Origin of the sequence: Pectobacterium sp. F1-1, from assembly GCF_025643735.1 — a bacterium.
In the GTDB taxonomy this organism is placed as follows: Bacteria; Pseudomonadota; Gammaproteobacteria; order Enterobacterales; family Enterobacteriaceae; genus Pectobacterium; species Pectobacterium colocasium.
This window is the reverse complement of sequence record NZ_CP104733.1, coordinates 3,350,061-3,368,600: the sequence shown is the minus strand read 5'-3', so window position 1 is coordinate 3,368,600 and position 18,540 is coordinate 3,350,061. Positions and strand designations below refer to the sequence as shown.

The window sequence follows — 18,540 nt, the reverse complement described above, 5'->3', positions numbered from 1 at the left end:
ATTTCGCTATTAGCGGAAAGTTCATTTTTGCATTGTAATTAATTATGTTTTTTGCCGCTTGTCACGTTGTGCCGTTTATCTATGGTTTTATGATTGTCGTAATAAATTAAGGTTGGCTTAAGGCTTCGTTATTTAGACTGCTCAATGATGATTTGTCGCCATTATTTATTTTGGGAATACGTTATGACGGATTTTTTGCCTTTTTCCCGCCCGAATATGGGCGAAGAGGAAATTGCTGCCGTGGCGGAAGTATTACGTTCCGGCTGGATAACCACGGGCCCGAAGTGCCAGCAATTAGAACAGGCATTTTGCCAGCAGGTCGGGTGCCGACAGGCGATTGCGGTGAGTTCTGCGACGGGCGGGATGCACGTGACGCTGATGGCGCTTGGCATTGGCCCCGGCGACGAGGTGATTACGCCGTCCCAGACCTGGGTTTCAACCGTCAATATCATCACGCTCCTGGGAGCGGAACCGGTGATGGTTGACGTGGATCGGCATACGTTGATGGTGCGACCGCAGGATATCGAGGCAGCCATCACACCGAAAACCAAAGCCATTATTCCCGTGCACTATGCTGGCGCTCCGGCCGATCTGACGGCGCTGCGGGATATCAGCGAGCGCTACGGTATTCCGCTGATAGAGGATGCGGCGCATGCCGTCGGGACGCAATATCGCCATGAGTGGATCGGTGCACGCGGCACCGCCATTTTCTCGTTTCACGCGATTAAAAATATCACCTGTGCGGAAGGCGGCATGGTGGTGACGGACGACGAGGCGCTCGCAGAGCGTATACGCAGCCTGAAGTTTCACGGGCTAGGCGTTGATGCGTTCGACAGGCAGCGACAAGGTCGCAAGCCGCAGGCTGAAGTGGTGATGCCGGGGTTTAAATACAATCTGGCGGATATCAATGCAGCGATTGCGCTGGTTCAACTGGATAAACTCCCGGCAATCAACGCCCGCCGTCAGCAGCTTGCCGCACGTTATCTCACACAACTGCGCTCGCTGCCGCTCAAGCCGCTGGCGGTTCCTGACTATCCCCATCTGCACGCCTGGCATCTGTTTATGGTGCGCGTGGATGAAACGCGGTGCGGTATATCGCGCGATAGCCTGATGGCGGCACTGCAAGCGCGCGGCATTGGCACCGGGCTGCATTTCAGAGCGGTGCATACGCAGAAATATTACCGTGAGCGCTATCCCCATTTGCACCTGCCGGAAACGGAATGGAATTCGGCATCGCTTATGACGCTGCCGCTGTTTCCCGATATGCAGGACAGCGATGTCGATCGCGTTGTCGCGGCGCTAACCTCGATTCTGGAGTCTGTTCGTGATTGATGACATCAAAAATGTATCTATTGTGATTCCCGTTTATAACGAAGAAGAGAGCCTGCCGGCGCTGATTGAACGCACGTTGGCGGCCTGTCGGCAGACTGGTAAACCCTGGGAAATTATTCTGGTTGATGATGGCAGCAGCGATCGCTCAGCGGACCTGCTGACTGAGGCGGCGAACGACCCGGAAAAGCACATTATCGCCGTGCTGCTGAACCGTAACTATGGTCAGCACTCGGCCATTATGGCTGGGTTTCAGCAGGCGGTGGGGGATGTGGTCATTACGCTGGATGCCGATTTGCAAAACCCGCCGGAGGAAATTCCACGGTTGGTGGAGTATGCCGCGCAAGGGTATGACGTGGTTGGCACCGTGCGGGCAAACCGGCAGGATTCGCTGTTTCGCAAGCTGGCCTCGAAAACCATCAACCTGATGATCCGGCGTTCGACCGGGAAATCTATGGCGGATTACGGCTGCATGCTACGTGCCTATCGTCGTCACATTGTCAGCGCGATGCTGCACTGTCATGAACGCAGCACCTTTATTCCTATTCTGGCCAACACGTTCGCGCGGAAAACCATCGAGATCGATGTGATGCATGCCGAGCGCGAATTCGGCACGTCCAAATACAGCTTTCTGAAGCTGATTAACCTGATGTACGACCTGCTGACCTGCCTGACGACGACGCCACTGCGCATACTCAGCCTGATTGGCAGCGTCGTCGCGCTGTCGGGTTTCCTGTTGGCGCTGTTGTTGATCGGCCTGCGTTTGTTCTTAGGGGCGGAATGGGCGGCAGAGGGGGTGTTCACGCTGTTTGCCGTGCTGTTTATGTTTATCGGCGCGCAGTTCGTCGGGATGGGGCTATTGGGAATACATCGGTCGTATCTATACCGATGTGCGGGCCCGGCCACGCTATTTTGTGCAAAAAACAGTGAGTGCGGCAACGCCACTGACCACCAGTTTACGGGATGAAGAAGAATGAAAGCGATCGTATTTGCCTACCACGATATCGGCTGCGTCGGCCTTGAGGCGTTAAAGCTCGCAGGCTATGAGATTCAGGCGGTGTTCACGCACAGCGATGCGCCGGGCGAGAATCACTTCTATGCGTCGGTGGCGAAAGCGGCAGCCGATATGGATGTGCCGGTGTTTGCGCCGGAAGACGTTAACCACCCGCTTTGGGTGAACCGCATTCGCGAACTGGCACCGGATGTTATTTTTTCCTTCTATTACCGCACGCTATTAAGTGACGACATTCTCCAGTTGCCGTCGTTTGGCGCTTTCAATCTGCACGGGTCGCTGCTGCCGCGCTACCGTGGACGGGCGCCGGTGAATTGGGTACTGGTGAACGGCGAAACGCAGACGGGCGTGACGCTGCACAAGATGGTGTCCCGCGCCGATGCCGGCGATATCGTTGCCCAGTCTGTGGTGGCGATTGACGATGAAGATACCGCGCTGACGCTGCATGGAAAATGCCGTACCGCCGCTGCGGCTTTACTGGCGCAGCAATTACCGCTGATCCGCTCGCGTGACATTATGCTAACGCCGCAGGATGACAGTCAGGCTAGCTATTTCGGACGCCGCACGGCGGCAGACGGGCTGATCGATTGGCAAAAAAGCGCCCGCGAGATCAATAACCTGATTCGCGCGGTGACGGAGCCGTATCCGGGGGCGTTTACGTTCCTCGGTGAGCGTAAAGTGATCGTCTGGCGTGCTCGTGTAGTGAAGGTTAATCGCGTTAAAAGCAACGATGTGAGAGCCAATGGCGTGAAGCATAAACCGGGCTCGATTATCTCGACATCGCCGCTGGTGGTGGCCTGTGGTGAAGACGCGCTTGAGATCGTCAGCGGACAGAGTGAGACCGGGCTGTATATGTCGGGTAGCCGACTGGCGGCGGAAATGGGCATGGTGCCCCAGGCGAAACTGGGTAACCTCGCCAGCCGTGTGCAACGACGCCGCACGCGCGTCCTGATCCTCGGTGTGAACGGTTTTATCGGTAACCATCTGACCGAGCGCCTGCTGCGTGACGATCGCTATGAGATCTACGGGCTGGATATCAGCTCAGATGCTATCGCCCGTTTTCTTGGCGATCCGCGTTTCCATTTTGTGGAAGGCGATATCAGCATCCATAACGAATGGATCGAATACCACATCAAGAAATGCGATGTCATTCTGCCGCTGGTGGCGATTGCGACACCTATCGAATACACCCGTAACCCGCTGCGCGTGTTTGAGCTGGATTTTGAAGAGAACCTGAAAATTGTGCGCGACTGCGTGCGCTACAACAAACGCATTGTTTTCCCGTCCACCTCAGAAGTGTACGGCATGTGTGATGACAAAGAGTTTGATGAAGATAACTCACGCCTGATTGTCGGGCCGATCAACAAGCAGCGCTGGATTTACTCTGTGTCCAAGCAGTTGCTGGATCGAGTGATCTGGGCGTACGGTGCGAAAAGTGGTTTACGTTTCACGCTGTTCCGTCCGTTTAACTGGATGGGGCCGCGTCTGGATACGCTGGATGCCGCGCGCATCGGCAGCTCTCGCGCCATTACTCAATTGATCCTCAATCTGGTGGAAGGATCGCCGATCAAACTGGTAGATGGCGGGGCGCAGAAGCGTTGTTTTACCGACATTCACGACGGCATCGAAGCATTGTTCCGTATTATTGAAAACCGCAACGGCCAGTGTGACGGGCAGATTATCAACATCGGTAACCCGCACAATGAAGCCAGTATCCGCGAACTGGGCGAAATGCTGCTGACCAGCTTTAATGACCATCCGCTGCGTGACCGCTTCCCGCCGTTCGCCGGGTTTATTGAAGTGGAAAGCAGCAGTTATTACGGCAAAGGTTATCAGGATGTGGCGCATCGTACGCCGAGCATTCGCAACGCCAAACGACTGCTGGAATGGGAACCGACGGTGAAGATGGAGCAAACCGTCGCGGAAACGCTGGACTATTTCCTGCGTACCGTTGATCTCCAGCACGCTGATGACGCCACGGATGCGCAGGGATGACGCGCGTCGGCCTGCGCATTGATGTCGATACCTGGCGCGGTACGCGGGACGGTGTGCCCGCGCTGCTGGATGTGTTAGCGGAGTTCGATATCCAGGCGAGTTTCTTTTTTAGCGTCGGGCCGGACAACATGGGGCGTCACCTGTGGCGCCTGCTGCGTCCGCGCTTTTTATGGAAGATGCTGCGTTCCAACGCGGCCTCGCTCTACGGTTGGGATATCTTGCTGGCCGGCACGGCGTGGCCGGGGCGCCATATCGGCGCACGGTTTGGTTCGTTAATCCGCCAGACGCACGATGCCGGGCATGAAGTGGGGTTACACGCCTGGGATCATCACGGCTGGCAGGCGAATGTCGCCCGCTGGTCGGATGCGCAATTAGCCACGCAGTTCCGTGAAGGAATAGATGCGCTGACACCGATGCTGCCATCACCGGTGCGTTGTTCTGCGGTGGCGGGCTGGCGAGCCGACTCGCGCGTTGTTGAGATGAAGCAGCGCTGGAATCTGGACTATAACAGCGACTGTCGCGGCACCCGACCTTTTCGACCCCGCCTGAAAAATGGTGAGTTGGGTACCGTGCAGATCCCGGTAACGCTGCCGACTTACGATGAAGTTATCGGTGAGCGCGTGAGTGACGGTGAATTCAACGACTTTATACTTGAGGCGATCCAGCAGGATCGCGGCGTGCCGGTCTACACCATCCATGCGGAGGTAGAAGGGGGCGCGAAGCTGGCGCTGTTCCGCCAATTGCTGCTTCGTGCCCGTCAGCAGCACATCGAATTTTGTCCGCTTTCCTCATTGCTGCCTGATGACCGCGCCACGCTGCCCGTCGGGCGGATTGACCGCGCGCCGTTTCCCGGACGGGAAGGGTGGCTTGGCGTGCAAACGGAAGAATAAATAAAGCAGGAGATAGCATGGAAAAAGGCATGATAAAGCTAAAAAGTACCGTAATACTGGTGTTATTTGCTTTGCTCTACCTGTTGCCGCTTAATGGCCGCTGGCTGTGGTCACCGGATGAAACGCGCTATGCGGAAATCAGCCGCGAGATGCTTCAGCGTGGCGATTGGATCGTGCCGCATTTGCTGGACGTTCGCTACTTTGAGAAACCCGTTGCAGGCTACTGGCTGAATAACATCAGCCAGTGGTTATTGGGTCATACCAATTTTGCCGTGCGTTTTGGTTCGGTATTTTCTACTGCGCTGAGCGCGCTGCTGGTGTTTTGGCTGGCGATGCTGTTGTGGAAAAACCGGCGTACAGCTCTACTGGCGGCGACGATCTATCTGACATCGCTGCTCGTGTATGGTATCGGCACGTACAGCGTGCTCGATCCCATGGTGACGCTCTGGATGACGGCGGCGCTGTTCAGCCACGTGCTGATTCAGCGTGCTACGCTGACGCGCGAACGGCTTATGGCCTGGGGGCTGATGGGGCTGGCCTGTGGCATGGGATTTATGACCAAAGGCTTTCTGGCGCTGGCCTTGCCGGTCATCAGCGTGCTGCCGGTAGCGCTGGCGCAAAAGCGGATTAAGGAATTGCTGCTGTTCGGGCCGCTGGCGATTGTCGTTGCGGTATTGCTGAGTGCGCCGTGGGCGCTGGCGGTGCATGCGCGAGAAGCCGATTACTGGCATTACTTCTTTTGGATTGAGCATATCCAGCGTTTTGCAGAAGACGATGCGCAGCATAAAGCACCGTTCTGGTATTACCTGCCAGTCCTGATTGTCGGCGCATTCCCCTGGCTAGCGCTGCTGCCGGGCGCGTTGCGTAGCGGTTGGACGGAACGAAAAGCGAACCCGGAACGGTTCCTCCTGCTGTGCTGGATGGTGATGCCGCTGCTGTTTTTCAGCATCGCTAAAGGCAAGCTACTGACTTATATTTTGCCGTGCTTTGCCCCGCTGGCATTGCTGATGGCGGCATGGATTTCCGGGCTGGCTCCTGCGGTACGCGAGCGTCTATTGCGCATCAATAGCTGGCTCAATATTGCGTTCGGTGGCCTGCTGGCGCTCGCTGTTGCGGCGCTTGGCCTCGGCATCATCATGCCGCATCTCTATCAACCGGGAGAAGGGCTGACTATCGTATCGGGCGTTGTCTGTTTTATCGGTTGGGTAGCCTTTGCCGTTGTCAGCCTGAAAAAGCAGCGATCGTGGGGGTATCTGGTCGCAGGCTGTCCGCTATTTCTGGCGCTGCTCGTCGGTGGAAGCATTCCGGCGAGTGTGGTCGATTCAAAGAATCCTCAAACCTTCATTCGTAGCCACCAGCCACTGCTGGAGGAGAGCCGCTATGTCCTTAGCGATGAAGTTGGGCTGGCAGCCGGGCTGGCGTGGGAGCTCAAACGTAGCGATATCACCTTGTTCAAGGCGCGGGGCGAATTGAATTACGGGCTGAACTACGCCGACTCCACTGACAGTTTTGTGGACGAGGGGGCTTTCCCGGCCTGGCTTGCTGAGAAACGGCGGAGCGGAAATGTCGCGCTGGTGCTAAAGGTTGATAGGGATACCGATGAGGAATACCGTAGCCTGCCCGCGCCCGATCAGTTGAAAAAATCGCACCGCTACGTGTTGCTGTTTTATAAGCAGATAGCGCCATGAGTTATCTACTGGTGGCTATCGTCTGCCTGCTGACCAGCCTGGGACAACTGTGCCAGAAACAGGCGGCGGAGTGCTGGCGGCGTTTGCCGACGGAGAGACGCCAGCGCGTAACGCTCGGGTGGCTGATGCTGGCGGCGTTGCTGCTGGGTATCGGGCTATTGCTGTGGCTGGTGGTGTTGCAGCATATTCCGCTCGGCGTGGCGTACCCGTTGCTGAGCGTCAATTTTGTTCTGGTTACGCTGCTGGCGCACTACTGGTTTGGCGAACGCGTGGACCGTCACCACTGGTGGGGTATTGCGCTGATTGTCACCGGTATCTACCTGATGCAGGGGGGATGATGGCGAAGAAAGGCTATGCCTGGGCGCTTGGTAGTATCGTGTTAGCCAGCGCCGCGCAGGTGTTAATGAAAAGCGGGATGCTGGCGCTGCCGAGTATTTCCCTGACGCATTGGCCTCCGCTGAGTACCTTAATGGGCGGCTGGCCTGTGATTACGGTGATCGGCGGGATAGTTTGCTACGGCCTGTCGATGGTGTGCTGGTTCATGGTGCTGCGCTATCTGTCGCTCAGTCGTGCCTATCCGCTGATTAGCCTGAGCTATGCGGTGGTCTATCTGGCGGCGGTTTTCCTGCCGTGGCTGAATGAACCGATGAGCCTGCGTAAAAACCTCGGCGTTTTGATTATCATGCTGGGCGTCTGGCTGGTGAGTCGTCACGCTCAGACGGCGCGCTAAACCGCCTGAGCGTGCCGCTAGCGGTTGATTACTGACTGAAGACGTGTGCGGTCCCTGTGACGCTCAGGCTGACCTGTTGGCCAACGGAGAAAGCGGCGTGGCTGACGGTTTTCAGTTCAATGATGTCGGCTGTGGCATGGTGGACGTGCAGCGTCAGCGTAGAGACGAAGCCGGAAAAATCAACTTTACGGATGGTTGCACGAATCGTCGCTGCGCGATTCCCCACAATATTATCGATCTCAGCGCTATCGACCCCTGCATCATGAATCGCGATCTGTTCCGGACGGAGCATGATGCGGGCTTTACCGCTTGCGGTTGGACGATCCACTGCGATGCGCCCAAGCAGGCAGTCGGCCTGACCGCCAGTCACCTGCGCATCGAGAATTAGCGTTTCGCCAAGGAAGGTCGCGATGTCTTCGCTGGCAGGCTGATGGTAAAGCATCCACGGCGAGCCGGATTGCGACAGTTGGCCGTCACGCATGACGACGACCCGATCGGCAAAAGACAGCGCTTCCCCCTGATCGTGGGTCACCAGAATCGATGCCACGTTAGCCTGTTGTAATACGTCCATCACCGCTTTATGGGTGGTGGCACGCAGGCCGGTGTCCAACGCGGAAAAGGGTTCGTCCAGCAGCATCAACGCAGGGCGCTGTGCCAGTGCGCGAGCCAGAGCGACACGCTGTTGCTGTCCGCCGGAAATCTCATGCGGCGAGTGTTTCTGTAAATGCGCGGGAAGGGAAACCAGCGCCATCAACTCATCCACGCGTTTTTGTTTTTCCGCCTTTGCGCCTTTTAGCCCAAAAGCGATGTTGTCCGCGATGCAAAGATGTGGGAACAACGCGCCATCCTGCGGGACATAGCCGATTCCACGCTGATGGGCGGGGACGGAAAGCCCGTTATCGCAGAGCGTTTGTCCATTCAGCGTGATGACGCCGGTATCCGGTTTTTCAAAACCTGCAATCAGGCGCAACAGCGTGGTTTTTCCCGAGCCTGACGGGCCGACAATCGCCGTGCGGCGGCTGTTTTCTAACGTCAAATGAATGTCAGACAGCACGGTGCGTCCGTTAAAGCCTTTACTGACGCGATGAAGTTCCAACATGATTATAGCCCCGCCATTTTTTGTGATTGCGTGTAGAGAAACCAGGTCCACGGTAGTGACAGTAACACCAGAATAAGCGCGTAAGGTGCCGCCGCGGGATAATCGATCTCACTGGTGAGCGCCCAAAATCCGGTTGCCAGCGTGCGGGTGCCGTTGGGTGCCAGCAGCAGCGTAGCGGTCAGTTCGTTGACGATCGCCAGAAAGACGAGCGTTGCCCCGGTGGCGACGCCGGGCGCGGCCAGCCGAATGGTCACGGTCATCAGCGTCTGCAACGGTGAACGCCCCAGACTGGCCGCGACCTGCTCCAGCTCCACGGGCGCCTGCGCGATACCCGCGCGCAGATTAACTAGCGCCCTTGGCATAAACATCAACAGATAAGCCAGCAGTACGGTGAATTCAGTCTGGTAGAGTGGCCTGATGAGGTGAATCGTGGTGGTCACCAGCGCCAGCGCGACGACGATACCCGGCAGAGAACTGGTGATGTAATTGCATCCTTCCAGCAACCGATACAGGCGACTGGGGTGGCGGATCGTCAGCCAGGCCATCGGGATCGCCGCCAGCGTCGTCAGTGCGGCACCGCTCAGCGACAGCGTCATGGTCTGGCGAAACGCAGCGAGCAACTCGCGGCGCAGCCAGACTTCCCAGCCGCCAAACCACAGCCAGCGAAACAGCGTAATAAAAGGCACGCCGAGCGTTAGCACGACCAGCGCTGTCAGTAGCAGCAACGCCAGTGAAAGATAAAGCGGCGACAGGCGTATTGGCGTGACAGCCTGCGGTGCGCCGGAACCGACATGTGCATAACGGGTGACGCCGCGTACGCGCGCATCGGCACACAGCAGAAACAGGCACAGCAGTGCCAGTACGCCAGCCAGCATATTGGCCGCCGGGCCATTAAACGTTGACTGAAACTGATCGAAAATCGCGGTGGTAAAGGTATCGAAGCGGATCATGGCGAACAGGCCATACTCCGCCAGCAGGTGCAGCGCAATCAGCAGCAGTCCGCCTCCTATTGCCAGCTTTAGTTGCGGCAGTACCACGCGAAAAAAGACGGTCACAGGGGGGATGCCCAACGTGGCGGCGACATCTTCCAGTGCGGGATTAAGCCGTCGTAGCGTTGCGGCGCAGGGTAAATACAGAAACGGTAAATAGGCGACGACGGATAAAAACACGCCAGCCGGTAGACCGTGCAGACCGGGAGCGGCGCTGATCCAGGCATAGCTTTGCACAAATGCGGGGATCGCCAGCGGTGCGGTGAGCAGCAGTGACCACAGACGCCGGGCGGGCAGGGTGGTACGTTCCGTTAGCCAGGCTAGCAGCACGCCTAAAACGGTGCAAATGGGCAGTGTCAGGGCGATCAGCAGCACCGTGTTGGTCAGCAGTTCGCCGACGCGCGGGCGAAAAAGCAGGACGCGCGCCGTTTCCCAACCGGTATCAATGCTTACGCCAATCACAAATCCCAGTGGAATAAACCCTAGCAGGGATAGCGTCAGGGCGACGAGGGTCAGCAATGCGGCTGGCTTACGCCGTGGCGGAGAGGATGCGGTGAGCGTGGTGGTTTCGCTGTAGCTAACGTTTGTCATACGGCTTGTTGCTGCCTCGTCAGGACGATGTGTGGTGACGGTGAGACCCTGCTGAGCAGGCTCTCTGGGTGATGATTCGTCAGGGCGGGAACGCCCTGACGAAAGGGCTGTCGTTACCATCGATGCCGTGCAATTGATGTATAGCAATCGATGTGTGATAACCGACGTATTACGATCTATCGATTACAGCAGACCTGCCTGTGTCATCAGATCCACGACTTTTTTGCTGTTGAGCTTGGCGGCATCGACTTTCGGTGCATCCAGATCTTTCAGCGGAACCAGTTTGTCATTTGAGGCCGCGTTAACGCCAACGGCGTACTCAAAGGCATCGTTGGTGCGCAAGATTTCCTGACCGGACTTGCCCGTAATCCACTTAATAAAGGCCTGTGCGTCTTTCGCATGTTTGCTGGAAGCCAGTACGCCGCCACCGGAAATGCTGACAAACGCGCCCGGATCTTGATGTTTAAAGTAGTACAGCTTCGTGTTGTTACTGTTTTCACCGGTTTTAGCCTGATCGACAAAACGGTAATAGTGATAGATCACGCCGCTATCAATCTGACCCGCGTTTACGGCTTTCATCACCGTACTGTTGCCTTTGTAGGCGGTGAAGTTTTCTTTCATGCCTTTCAGCCAGTCTTGCGTGGCTTTCTCACCTTTCAGCTCCAGATAGGCGCTGACGATGGCCTGAAAATCTGCACCAGACGGGGAGGCGGCCCAGCGGCCTTTCCATTCTGGCTGCGCCAGATCGGCTAAAGATTTCGGCAGCTGCGCGTCGGTAAATTTGGTTGGGTTGTAGACAAAAACGGTGGAGCGCGCGGCAATCCCGATCCAGCGGCCGTGGGACGGACGATAGTCAGACGGCACCTGCGCGAGGGTGGTTTTATCCAGCGGAGCAAAGAGATCGGCGTTATCGACCAGCACCATTGACGGTGAGTTTTCGGTCAGGAACACATCGGCAGGGGATGATTTCCCTTCCTGCACCAGTTGGTTGCCCAATTCGGTGTCGCTGCCATTGCGCAATGTTACCTTGATGCCGGTTTCTTTGGTAAAACCGTCAACCCAGGATTTCACGAGGTTTTCATGTTGGGCATTGTAAATCACAATCCCTTCATCGTTTTCTGCTGCATTTGCCGACGCGCTGAGAGCCAAGCCGGAAGCGAATAAAACGGCTGAACTCAGTAATCCAAAACCAAGCTTCATATTATTTACCCTTATCAATACCTGTCGTGTTTGCGTATTGCTGGCCTACATGTAAGCCCGTGTGTCGCTCACGATAGCCACGCTATTTTAGCGACACTGGCCGATATGTAGCGGCAGTCGAGGAGGGATTCTACATATCGGTAATAATAATGATAGTTATTATTATTTCGCTTTCTTAAGGTTAAATTAAGGTTTTGCTGGGTGTGACATAGCGGTCATCACTTTATTTCAGTCCATGTCACAGTGTGAAATTGTATAAACCCATGGTTTAAAAAACAGTCGGGTACGTGTGTGAAATTTATTTCACCAGAAATGAGATATAACATCATGATTTACAGAAACAAATCCTGATTCATCATCTATATTTACTGTGCAGGCTGTGAGTAGCGATACAACAAATGCACCGTATTTCTTCGGTGTCACGTGCGCTTGTCTGCAATTTGGGGTTAATTGACCGACAAAAAAGTGACACAGCAACTGATATTCGGGGGAGTGAAAAATGGATGTAGAAACGCGGATGATTGAGCTCATCGTTAAATCTGGCGAAACACGTTCCTGCGCAATGGAAGCTCTGAGATCCGCTCGCCGAGGGGAGTGGGATCATGTCGATGAATTATTAAAAATGGCTGCGGTGGCGCTGAACCGGGCACAATTGATTCAGACCGGATTCATTGGCAACCAGAGTAAGGAAAAAACGACTCTCGAGCTTATCGTGGTGCACGCACAGGATCATCTGATGAACGCGATGCTGTGCCGTGAACTGGCTGAAGAGATTATCGAGCTCAGGAAAGAGGTCTCTGGCGTTAATCTCCACATACGCTAACCGCATCGCAGAGTAAGTAGAAAAGCCATTCAGTCTTCACGCTGAGTGGCTTTGCTGTTTCTCTCGATTCGTGGCCTGGAAGAGAGACTGGACGTGCGTTTACTGACCCGAACCACACGCAGCGTCGCGCCAACGAAAGCAGGGAAGAAGCTGGCAGATAGCCTCGCCCCGCGCTTTGCAGATATTGAAAACGAGCTGGTGGCGCTGGGCGATATGCGCGAGCGGCCTGCGGGGAATATTCGCATCACGGCGGGGGAACATGCCGTTGATTCCCTCTTATGGCCGGTGTTAAAACCATTTTTGGCAAATTACCCCGATATTAACGTCGAAATTACGGTAGATAACGCGTTAACCGATATTGTTCTTGGGCGATTCGATGCGGGGATTCGCCTGGGTGAACAGGTGGCGAAAGACATGATCGCCGTGCGTATCGCACCGGAAATGAGTATGGCGGTGGTCGGTTCCCCGAATTATTTCGCGCGTAATCCCGCCCCGACGACGCCACAGGATTTGCAGCATCATCGTTGTATCAACATGCGCTTACCGACGATGGGGGGGCTCTACGCGTGGGAGTTTGAAAAAAACGGTCGGGAAATCAAGGTGCGTGTTGAAGGACAACTGACGATGAATAGTCTGCGTCAGCGAGTCGATGCGGCACTCATCGGGCTAGGTCTGGCTTATGTGCCGGAAGATGCGGTGCGAGATGAGATTGCCAGCGGACGCCTGACTCGGGTGTTGACGGAGTGGTGTCCGCCATTCCCAGGTTACTATCTTTACTATCCCAGCCGTAAACAGCACACCACCGCCTTCTCACTGTTTGTGGAAGCGCTGCGCTACCCGCGTTAGCGGTTGGAATGTTGATTTTTTTAATATTCAAGGAAATGAAATGCACTCTGATAAGAATGACGCGTGTTTCGATGTTTTTTCCGGTGAGTTTAGCGTGAGCGACGATGCCTGGACGCTGGATGCGGTAAGGTGGGTTTTTGTTGAGAAGAAAAGGATTATCGCCAGCCTGAAAGGGAAAATGGGGAGTGGCCCGTTTAGTGCTGAGATAGAGCTGGTATGGCGGGAAGCGCTCGAGGATTATTTTGGCAGAGGTGAAATCACTTATGATAATTATCGCTCGGAATATAAAACCAATGGCTTTGCAATAAAAATAATGGCATCAGATATTTATATAGAGGACGGTATCTGTGTCGTTGACGAAGCTGAGTGGCTGGAAAATGGCTATCCGTATTCATTTTATGGCGATTTGGAGCAAGTAGCCACGTGATATAAATAGCGGCCATTTTAATCATGACTGCTATTTGTTAGCTTATCTCTTAAAGGAATCTTTTTATTTATGGATAACCCTATTTTCTATAAATAAAACGATTCCTTTTTGGCCGCGGATAAAATACCACCGTATTAATATCTGGACTGTTCACACTGGTTTTTTAGCCTCATCACCACCGCTGGTGGCAAGGGCGCTGTCATCATAGAACGGTACTTCATACACGCTGGCGTTTCATCTGTTGGGGGGGGCTGCACCCGATGAACAGGCGATAGCAAACAGGGCTAGCGAGGTAATTAATAGCTGCCGGATACTGGCTTGGTAGCGTTTCATCAACCCTCCTTTTACTTTTTTTGCAATGACAGATAACTCTGTAAACCGGGAAAGGTATACCGGGCGGGCAGGCAATATTACGAATTTATTAAGCTAACATTAAGTGAACGGTTTGTCAGATGAAATAAAAAAGGAAGGCGAGAATCGCGCTATTATGACACTTATTCATCGCCTCAAAGATTCTTGAACTCAATCACTCCTGAAATCACTCATAATCCTGAGTGTACGGTGCCTGTCAACGCGCGTTGGCTATGGCATATTCTGACGGCGCAAGTGAGGTTGAATGCCGGAAACCCCTTCTCTTACCGGGTTATCAGCCTGATTATTGTGACGGATGTAAACACTGTACATACCGTTACACAGCAACGCTCATCATCGGCGATAAGCCTGGTATATAATCCCAAAAAACACAGGGATTGATTTACCGTGAAGATAAAAATTCACAAATTTCAAACAATAAATATCATGTAGCCTTATTTTATAATGAAAATCAAAAATACTCTCTGCCTACATATCCTGATGGCGACCCTTGCCATCCTGTTGCTTAGCGTTCCTCCGCTGGTGAAAAGCGTGGATCCGACGCTGACGTTCCTGCCGTTGATTAAAACCATGGAAGGGACAGAAAAGGAGCAAAAGGAAAAGATCGCCACCCTTTCTCATGCGTTGCAGGGCAATGCAATTTTCTTTCTCGGGGCGTCCGAAGTTTCCACATCTGAAGATGAACATTACGCTGTCTATAATTATTTTAATAACCAGCTACAGCGCCCGGTCGTGGCCTATGGCGATAGCTATGTCGATAACGTTACGCATTTTCTACTGCTCTCACGTTTTAAAAATGAGCTGAACGCTAACAGTAAAGTTGTTTTACTGCTGGCGCCCGATAGCTTTTATTCAGACGGCATTCCTCCGGCAATTTTCGCCAACAATTTTCCGGCATCTATTTTTAATCCTTTGATGCAGGATGACCAGACGCGCCCCTTTTTGGTCAATTACTTACGCCATATTGATAAAGACGAGATCAGCCATTTAACGTTCGGCCAAATGAAAGTCTATGGCTGGGATCCGCAAATTATCTGGCAGGAAGTGAGTTATCAATTTGCTAATTTCTGCGAGCTGATAAAAAACGACTGGCTGGCGATGCTGGGCATTATCCCCCAACCGACACAACCGTGGCCTCAGCAGCCAACGGTCAACACGGTCCCCGACTGGCCTCGCGAGTTGCAGCAGGCTCGGGTGCTCAACCAGTCCCGCCAGCAAAGTGCAGATACATTGTGGATGGATAAGTCTGTTTTTGCAGACGATCCAACGCAGGAAGAGTGGGATGACGCGCCGATTGTGCCAGCACAAATGGAGGCATTACGGGCGACGATCCAACTGCTGAAAGCACGCAACGCCCAGTTTGTGGTCATTGTCGATCCGATTAATCCGTGGGCGATTAAGAATTCCGAGAAATTCCAGTCCGTCGACAGCCAAATCAGAACGATGCTGGAAGAAAATCAGGTTCGCTATTTTGATATGTATGCGCAGCCTTATCAGAACGGCTGGAATTGGGATCGCCTGCACCCAACCGATCCGGCATGGGTCGCGATGGATCAATTTATTGCTGAGAGTTTTAAATGATGAAAACCGCCATTCGCCTTTTTTTCCTTTATCTCTTTCTGGCAGTCACCATCGTTGCATGGACCTCTGTTGATGAAAGCATGAGTTTAAAAGTGCATTTTGAATATCAAAAATTCTGAAGGATAAATGATGTACAGCTCCGGAATGTTTTTTTTCCTTCTGTTTTCATCAGCGTTACTGTTCGCGCTGGTTAATCGCGTATTCAGCTATCGACTGACGTATTTATCCGCCTTTTCCGTGCTGGCGGTATTGGGCTGGGGATATATTTTCCAGGGGGATTACATTGTTCCCGTGGCGGTTTTCCTGAGCTTTTATATTCTCGTGACCTTAAAAGAGAAAGGCTGGTTAAAAACCTGGCAGGCGGTCAGCCTGACGCTGCTGCCGCTGTTTTTGGTGAAATTACACCTCAATAACCATTGGGGCATGATCGGTCTGTCCTTTATGACCTTCCGCGCCATTGATGTGCTGCTTTATCGCAGCAAAAAAGACGGGCAGCATTTCCTGCATTACTTCTGCTATCTCTTTATGCCTTTTATTATTTTGGCCGGCCCGATGTATCGCTGGCGGACATGGGTTAATGATATTAATAAGCCCGTCTTCATCATTACCCGTGAGCAGTTTTTAGTGGCGATGGAACAAATTTTTACCGGCATTATTCAGAAGTTCTTATTTGCCATGCTGATCAATAACCTGGTGATTGAATCGTGGAGCCAGCGCCCGTTTACGTTAAGCGTGGGCGTCGTGATGTCGCTGGCCTACAGCGCCTATCTCTATTTTGATTTTGCCGGCTACAGCAATATGGCTATCGGGGCAGGGCGCTTATTTGGCCTGAATATCCCGGCGAACTTTAATCTGCCTATTCTGGCTAAAAACCCGCAGGATTTCTGGCGGCGCTTCCACATCAGCCTGTCTGAATGGCTGAGGGACGTGGTCTTTATGCCAATTTATATGAATCTGATGAAGCTCGACTTTTTCCGACAGAACAAAACGCTGGCGCAGAATATTGGCATCTTCTGCACCTTGTTTTGTATGGGGGCATGGAACGGGCTTGAAAGACACTATGTCATCAGCGGCGCGCTGTTTGGCGCCATTTCCGTTGCTCATAACATGTTGCTGTGGTCAGCCAAACGCAGCCCTGCGCTGAGCAATTGTCTACATCATCCGGTTATTGCGTTCATCGGTCGTATTCTGACGCTGGCAAGCGCTGCGGCCTCCCTTTACATCTTTAGCGGAATGTCTCCTCTATGAACCAACACTGCGAGCTTCAGGAACTGCAAGATTTCCTCCGTGCGGCATTGCTTAACCCCGCTAACCCCGATCGGTTGGCGATTAGTGGCAGCGATGAAGCGATGACCTGGCAACAGCTATCCGTTGCCGTGACAGACTGGGCGCAGCGCTACCAGCAATGTCGGCAACCTGCGGGGCCGCCGGTCGTGTTATATGGGCACCAGCAGGCGGAGTTTGCCGTGGCGATCTATAGCTGCCTATTGCATAACATTCCGTATATCCCGGTGGACTGCATCTATCCGCAGGAGCGGCTTAACGAGATTTGTCATCTGGCGAGCGCCCCTTACTATTACGATGTCGCGACCCGACAGTTCATTGCGACCGGAGAAGCCGCACAGCCGCTGGTCGAGCAGGATCTCGCCTATATTATGTTCACCTCCGGCAGCACCGGAAAACCGAAAGGGGTGCAGATTGGACGTGAAAGTCTGTGGCACTTCATGAAGTGGGTGCGTCAGGACTTTGCGCTACCGGACGTGCCAGTGCTGATGAACCATGCGGTGTTCAGCTTCGATCTCTCGTTGATCCCGCTGCTGGCAAATCTGGCAACCGGAGGACATATCGTTCTGAATGCGAAAGAGGATATCGCGGCAGAAAACTGGCTCGATCGCCTGAAAGACAACGGCGTTTCCGCCTGGGTGTCAACGCCGTCTTTCGCTTACCAGAGGCTGCTTTCCCCCCAGTTCAACAGTGAATATTTACCTGAACTCAACGTTTTTGTGTTCATTGGTGAAGTACTGAATAAAGCGCTGGTCAAACAGCTACGCCGCCGTTTCCCGCACGCCAAAATTCTCAATTCCTATGGTCCAACGGAAGCGACTATCGCGACCACCGTCATCGAAATCACCGATGAAATCCTGCACAGTGACAACGATCTGCTGCCGGTCGGTGCGATGATGCCGGATTCCAGAATGGAAATTACCGCTGAAGGTGAGCTGATCATTTGGGGTAAAAACGTGATGCGCGGCTACCTTGGGCTGGCGAAAGAGAATGCGGAAAAATTGCTGCATCGGGAAAGTGAAGCGTATCGGGGTTACAGAACCGGCGATCTGGGCTACGAGGACGGGCTGCTATACTGTCAGGGTCGTAATGACAGCCAGATCAAACTGAATGGCTACCGCATTGAAATCAACGAGATTGAAAACCGCCTGCTGGCGATGTCCGACATCAGCGAAGCGGTGGTTCTGCCGCTGATGAAATCGGGCGGCGGTGTGTTGCGTATCGCGGCGTTCTGCGTGACGAACTTAGCGCCAGAAGTGATTAAAACATCGCTCTCGAAGGTGATTCCGCCCTATATGGTACCTTCCCAAATTATTATCAAAGATGCGTTGCCGCTTAATCCTAACGGCAAAATCGACCGTAAGCTGCTGGACACCCATGCCCGCACGATCTAATGACTTAGGAAAATGATGGAACAAGAAATACTCGCGCTGTTTGAAAAGATCTTATCCCGTAAAGTGGGCTTTAACGATGAGCTGATTGAGTCTGATATTCTCGACTCTATTCTGGCGGTCGATTTGGTGCTGGAAGTGCAGGATGTTTACGGCTGCGTGATCCCACCGACCGAAGTCGCGACCGTTCTGAAAACCCCTGCGGACCTGGCTCGCTACATTGAAGAGAACCGCGGCTAAGCCTGAAATGGCAACGGTTTTTCATGATTTAAAAACCCTGGATATTTATCTGT

Annotated in this window: 15 protein-coding genes and 2 pseudogenes; 14 read left to right on the top strand and 3 right to left on the bottom strand. The window is 53.6% G+C overall.

Annotation, left to right across the window (positions count from 1 at the left end):
* Nucleotides 1-183: 183 nt before the first annotated feature.
* The 7 genes and pseudogenes from arnB (at nucleotide 184) to arnF (ending at nucleotide 7,644) form a co-directional block, all read left to right on the top strand.
* Nucleotides 184-1,332 (top strand): UDP-4-amino-4-deoxy-L-arabinose aminotransferase, encoded by a 1,149-nt coding sequence (gene arnB, locus NAL19_RS15040; protein ID WP_263057768.1) that lies wholly within the window; start codon nucleotides 184-186, stop codon nucleotides 1,330-1,332.
* Nucleotides 1,325-2,306: pseudogene (gene arnC / locus NAL19_RS15035) on the top strand (undecaprenyl-phosphate 4-deoxy-4-formamido-L-arabinose transferase). Before arnB ends, arnC begins: the two are co-directional and overlap by 8 nt.
* The gene (gene arnA / locus NAL19_RS15030) at nucleotides 2,303-4,336 is read left to right on the top strand and encodes a bifunctional UDP-4-amino-4-deoxy-L-arabinose formyltransferase/UDP-glucuronic acid oxidase ArnA (RefSeq protein ID WP_263057767.1); all 2,034 of its coding nucleotides are present in this window, start codon (nucleotides 2,303-2,305) and stop codon (nucleotides 4,334-4,336) included. The pseudogene arnC and the gene arnA overlap by 4 nt, the downstream one beginning before the upstream one ends.
* The gene (gene arnD, locus NAL19_RS15025; protein WP_263057766.1) at nucleotides 4,333-5,226 is read left to right on the top strand and encodes a 4-deoxy-4-formamido-L-arabinose-phosphoundecaprenol deformylase; all 894 of its coding nucleotides are present in this window, start codon (nucleotides 4,333-4,335) and stop codon (nucleotides 5,224-5,226) included. The genes arnA and arnD overlap by 4 nt, the downstream gene beginning before the upstream one ends.
* A 17-nt stretch (nucleotides 5,227-5,243) precedes the next feature.
* Complete coding sequence (gene arnT / locus NAL19_RS15020) at nucleotides 5,244-6,914, top strand: lipid IV(A) 4-amino-4-deoxy-L-arabinosyltransferase (RefSeq protein ID WP_263057765.1); 1,671 nt, start codon at nucleotides 5,244-5,246, stop codon at nucleotides 6,912-6,914.
* On the top strand, nucleotides 6,911-7,252 hold the full coding sequence (arnE, locus tag NAL19_RS15015; RefSeq protein ID WP_263057764.1) for a 4-amino-4-deoxy-L-arabinose-phosphoundecaprenol flippase subunit ArnE: 342 nt from the start codon (nucleotides 6,911-6,913) through the stop codon (nucleotides 7,250-7,252). Before arnT ends, arnE begins: the two co-directional genes overlap by 4 nt.
* Entirely contained in the window at nucleotides 7,252-7,644 is a 393-nt protein-coding gene (gene arnF, locus NAL19_RS15010; protein WP_263059728.1) for a 4-amino-4-deoxy-L-arabinose-phosphoundecaprenol flippase subunit ArnF, read from the top strand. The genes arnE and arnF overlap by 1 nt, the downstream gene beginning before the upstream one ends.
* A 28-nt stretch (nucleotides 7,645-7,672) precedes the next feature.
* Here arnF and NAL19_RS15005 read toward each other — a convergent pair whose 3' ends face one another.
* The 3 genes from NAL19_RS15005 to NAL19_RS14995 form a co-directional block, all read right to left on the bottom strand.
* Nucleotides 7,673-8,743, bottom strand: coding sequence for an ABC transporter ATP-binding protein (locus NAL19_RS15005; RefSeq protein ID WP_263057763.1), 1,071 nt, complete (start codon nucleotides 8,741-8,743; stop codon nucleotides 7,673-7,675).
* A gap of 2 nt (nucleotides 8,744-8,745) precedes the next feature.
* Nucleotides 8,746-10,323 (bottom strand): ABC transporter permease, encoded by a 1,578-nt coding sequence (locus NAL19_RS15000; protein WP_263059727.1) that lies wholly within the window; start codon nucleotides 10,321-10,323, stop codon nucleotides 8,746-8,748.
* A gap of 183 nt (nucleotides 10,324-10,506) precedes the next feature.
* Complete coding sequence (locus NAL19_RS14995) at nucleotides 10,507-11,523, bottom strand: iron ABC transporter substrate-binding protein (protein WP_263057762.1); 1,017 nt, start codon at nucleotides 11,521-11,523, stop codon at nucleotides 10,507-10,509.
* Between the two features lie 499 nt (nucleotides 11,524-12,022).
* Between NAL19_RS14995 and NAL19_RS14990 the strand changes: the two genes are divergently transcribed.
* The 7 genes and pseudogenes from NAL19_RS14990 to NAL19_RS14960 all read left to right on the top strand — a co-directional run bounded on the left by NAL19_RS14990 (nucleotide 12,023) and on the right by NAL19_RS14960 (nucleotide 18,487).
* A complete protein-coding gene (locus NAL19_RS14990; protein ID WP_225085332.1) occupies nucleotides 12,023-12,346 on the top strand; it encodes a PTS lactose/cellobiose transporter subunit IIA in 324 nt (107 codons plus the stop codon).
* A gap of 63 nt (nucleotides 12,347-12,409) precedes the next feature.
* A pseudogene (locus tag NAL19_RS14985) lies at nucleotides 12,410-13,192 on the top strand (LysR substrate-binding domain-containing protein); the annotation flags it as partial.
* Nucleotides 13,193-13,232: 40 nt separating this feature from the next.
* Nucleotides 13,233-13,619, top strand: a complete 387-nt coding sequence (locus NAL19_RS14980) for a hypothetical protein (protein WP_263057761.1) — start codon at nucleotides 13,233-13,235, stop codon at nucleotides 13,617-13,619.
* An 816-nt stretch (nucleotides 13,620-14,435) separates the two neighbouring features.
* Nucleotides 14,436-15,572 (top strand): D-alanyl-lipoteichoic acid biosynthesis protein DltD, encoded by a 1,137-nt coding sequence (locus tag NAL19_RS14975; RefSeq protein ID WP_263057760.1) that lies wholly within the window; start codon nucleotides 14,436-14,438, stop codon nucleotides 15,570-15,572.
* A gap of 129 nt (nucleotides 15,573-15,701) precedes the next feature.
* Complete coding sequence (locus NAL19_RS14970; RefSeq protein WP_225088195.1) at nucleotides 15,702-16,820, top strand: membrane-bound O-acyltransferase; 1,119 nt, start codon at nucleotides 15,702-15,704, stop codon at nucleotides 16,818-16,820.
* Complete coding sequence (locus tag NAL19_RS14965) at nucleotides 16,817-18,250, top strand: AMP-binding protein (protein ID WP_263057759.1); 1,434 nt, start codon at nucleotides 16,817-16,819, stop codon at nucleotides 18,248-18,250. Before NAL19_RS14970 ends, NAL19_RS14965 begins: the two co-directional genes overlap by 4 nt.
* A 15-nt stretch (nucleotides 18,251-18,265) precedes the next feature.
* Entirely contained in the window at nucleotides 18,266-18,487 is a 222-nt protein-coding gene (locus NAL19_RS14960; protein WP_010300175.1) for an acyl carrier protein, read from the top strand.
* The last annotated feature ends 53 nt before the right edge of the window (nucleotides 18,488-18,540 follow it).